General features: G+C 72.2%; 3 protein-coding genes. All 3 read left to right on the forward strand.

What is annotated here, in order from left to right; genetic code table 11:
* Positions 1 to 70: 70 nt before the first annotated feature.
* Positions 71 to 484 (forward strand): DUF3151 domain-containing protein, encoded by a 414-nt coding sequence (locus BZL64_RS31535; RefSeq protein ID WP_086772548.1) that lies wholly within the window; start codon positions 71 to 73, stop codon positions 482 to 484.
* Between the two features lie 194 nt (positions 485 to 678).
* A complete protein-coding gene (locus tag BZL64_RS31540) occupies positions 679 to 1,509 on the forward strand; it encodes a tryptophan 2,3-dioxygenase family protein (protein ID WP_086772549.1) in 831 nt (276 codons plus the stop codon).
* A partial coding sequence (kynU, locus tag BZL64_RS31545) for a kynureninase (protein WP_086772550.1) occupies positions 1,502 to 2,608 on the forward strand: 1,107 nt, incomplete at its 3' end. The genes BZL64_RS31540 and kynU, both read left to right, overlap by 8 nt.

Genomic DNA, 2,608 nt, shown 5'->3' on the forward strand with positions numbered 1-2,608 from the left:
GCGGCCGTATCGGGGGCGGTCGCGGCCACCCCGTCGGCGCGAACCCCGGTGGGTCCCCCAGACTGGACCCATGTCCATTCACGAAAACCTTCTCGGGGGACCGCCCCCGACCCACCTTCCCGACGACCCCGAGCCCCGCGAGCTGCTCGCGGCCGGCACGGCTCCCGCCGACGTCGCCGCGAAGTACCCCACGTCCTCCCTGGCCTGGGCCCAGCTCGCCGACGACGCGTTCGAACGCGGCAGCGTCGTGGAGTCGTACGCCTACGCCCGTACGGGCTACCACCGTGGCCTGGACAGCCTGCGCCGCAGCGGCTGGAAGGGGCACGGCCCGGTGCCGTGGGAGCACGAGCCGAACCGCGGCTTCCTGCGTGCCCTGCACGCCCTCGCCCGCGCCGCCGGATCGATCGGCGAGCAGGAGGAGCACGAGCGCTGCACGCAGTTCCTGAAGGACTCCTCGCCGACGGCCGCACAGACGCTGGGCTAGTCCCGGGCCGGTGCCGACGGGTGCTGTGGCCGGCACCCGGCTAGTACTTTCGGGGTACGGGCCCGCCTGATGTGATCGGGCGGGCCTTGCACTTTCGGGTGACGATTGCGGAGGATGCCCCTAGGGGACCGGGGCCCCCGTGTCGGTAACGGCAGGGGCGGACCGCTACCCGGAGTACATAACAGGAGACAGCGATGTCCCATGAGGCTCACGAGCCCGAGACCCCGCATCTCGACTTCGCAGGCACGACGCCGTACGAGGACTACGTCAAGGCGGACGTGCTCACCCACCTCCAGCACACCCTCTCCGACGATCCCGGAGAGATGGTCTTCCTGGTCACGACCCAGGTCATGGAGCTGTGGTTCACGGTCATCGTCCACGAGTGGGAGACCGCGGCCGGTGCCCTGCGCCGGGACGACGTGCCGACGGCCGTCGCCGCGCTGAAGCGTTCCGTACGCGAGCTGGAGGCGCTGAACGCCTCCTGGAAGCCGCTCGGGCAGCTCACGCCGGCCCAGTTCAACTCGTACCGCAGCGCGCTGGGCGAGGGCTCCGGCTTCCAGTCCGCGATGTACCGCCGCATGGAGTTCCTGCTCGGCGACAAATCCGCGTCGATGCTGGTGCCGCACCGCGGCGCCCCGCGCGTCCACGCCGAACTGGAGAAGGCGCTGCACGAGCCCAGCCTCTACGACGAGGTGCTGCGGCTGCTCGCCCGGCGCGGACACGCCGTGCCGGAGGCCGTGCTGACGCGTGACGTCGCGCTGCGCTACGAGCCGTCGCCGGAGGTCGAGGCGGTGTGGACCGCCCTCTACGCGGGCGACGAGTCGGACGAACTGGCCCGCCTCGGCGAGGCGTTGACCGATGTCGCCGAGCTGGTGTGGCGTTGGCGCAACGACCACCTCGTCTCGACCCGCCGCGCGATGGGCTCGAAGACGGGCACGGGCGGTTCGGCCGGGGTGGCCTGGCTGGAGAAGCGCGCGCAGAAGAACGTCTTCCCCGAGCTGTGGACGGCGCGCTCCTATGTCTGACCTCACCCGCAGGGCCCAGGAGCTGGACTCCGCCGACGAACTGGCCGACAAGCGCAAGGAGTTCGTCCTCGATGACGTCGTCTACCTCGACGGCAACTCGCTGGGCGCGCTGCCCGTGGCCGTCCCCGGACGGCTGGAGGACGTGGTCCGGCGCCAGTGGGGCGAGCTGCGCATCCGCTCCTGGGACGAGAGCGGCTGGTGGACCGCGCCCGAGCGGATCGGCGACCGGATCGCCCCGCTGGTGGGCGCGGGCCCCGGCCAGATCGTCGTGGGCGACTCCACAAGTGTCAACGTCCTCAAGGCTGTTGTCGGCGCGGTGCGGCTGGCGGGTGAGGACCGGGACGAGATCGTCGTCGACGCGGCCACCTTCCCCACGGACGGCTACATCGCCGAGTCGGCGGCCCGGCTGACCGGCCGTACGCTGCGGCCGGTGACCCCGGCGGAGGTGCCGGCGGCCCTGTCGGACCGTACGGCCGCGGTGCTGCTCAACCATGTGGACTACCGCACGGGACGGCTGCACGACCTGCCCGCCCTCACCGCCGCCGTCCACGCGGCGGGCGCGATCGCCGTCTGGGACCTGTGCCACAGCGCGGGCGCGCTGCCGGTCGGACTCGACGAGCACGGCGTGGACCTGGCGGTCGGCTGCACCTACAAGTACCTGAACGGCGGGCCGGGTTCACCGGCGTACCTGTACGTGCGGCGTGACCACCAGGACCGCTTCGACTCCCCGCTGCCGGGCTGGAACTCGCACGCCGAACCGTTCGGCATGCGGCCCTCCTACGAACCCGCGCCGGGTGCCCTGCGCGGGCGCGTCGGCACCCCGGACATCCTGTCGATGTTCGCCCTGGAGGCGGCGCTGGAGGTCTGGGAGGGCGTGTCCGTCGACACCGTCCGCGCCAAGTCCCTCGCGCTGACGGACTTCTTCCTGGAGTGCGTCGCCGCGTACGTCCCCGACGGCACGGTGGAGTCCCTCACCCCGCTCGCCCACGAGCAGCGCGGCAGCCAGATCGCCCTGCGCTGTGACGGCGCCGACGACGTGATGCGCCGCCTGATCGAACGGGGCGTCGTGGGCGACTTCCGCCGCCCGGACGTACTCCGC

It is taken from the genome of Streptomyces bobili (assembly GCF_002154575.1).
Lineage (GTDB): Bacteria > Actinomycetota > Actinomycetes > Streptomycetales > Streptomycetaceae > Streptomyces > Streptomyces bobili.

Coding starts and splice junctions, on each gene's coding strand:
- BZL64_RS31540 (WP_086772549.1), top strand. CDS start 679: ATGTCCCATGAGGCTCACGAGCCCGAGACCCCGCATCTCGACTTCGCA.
- BZL64_RS31535 (WP_086772548.1), top strand. CDS start 71: ATGTCCATTCACGAAAACCTTCTCGGGGGACCGCCCCCGACCCACCTT.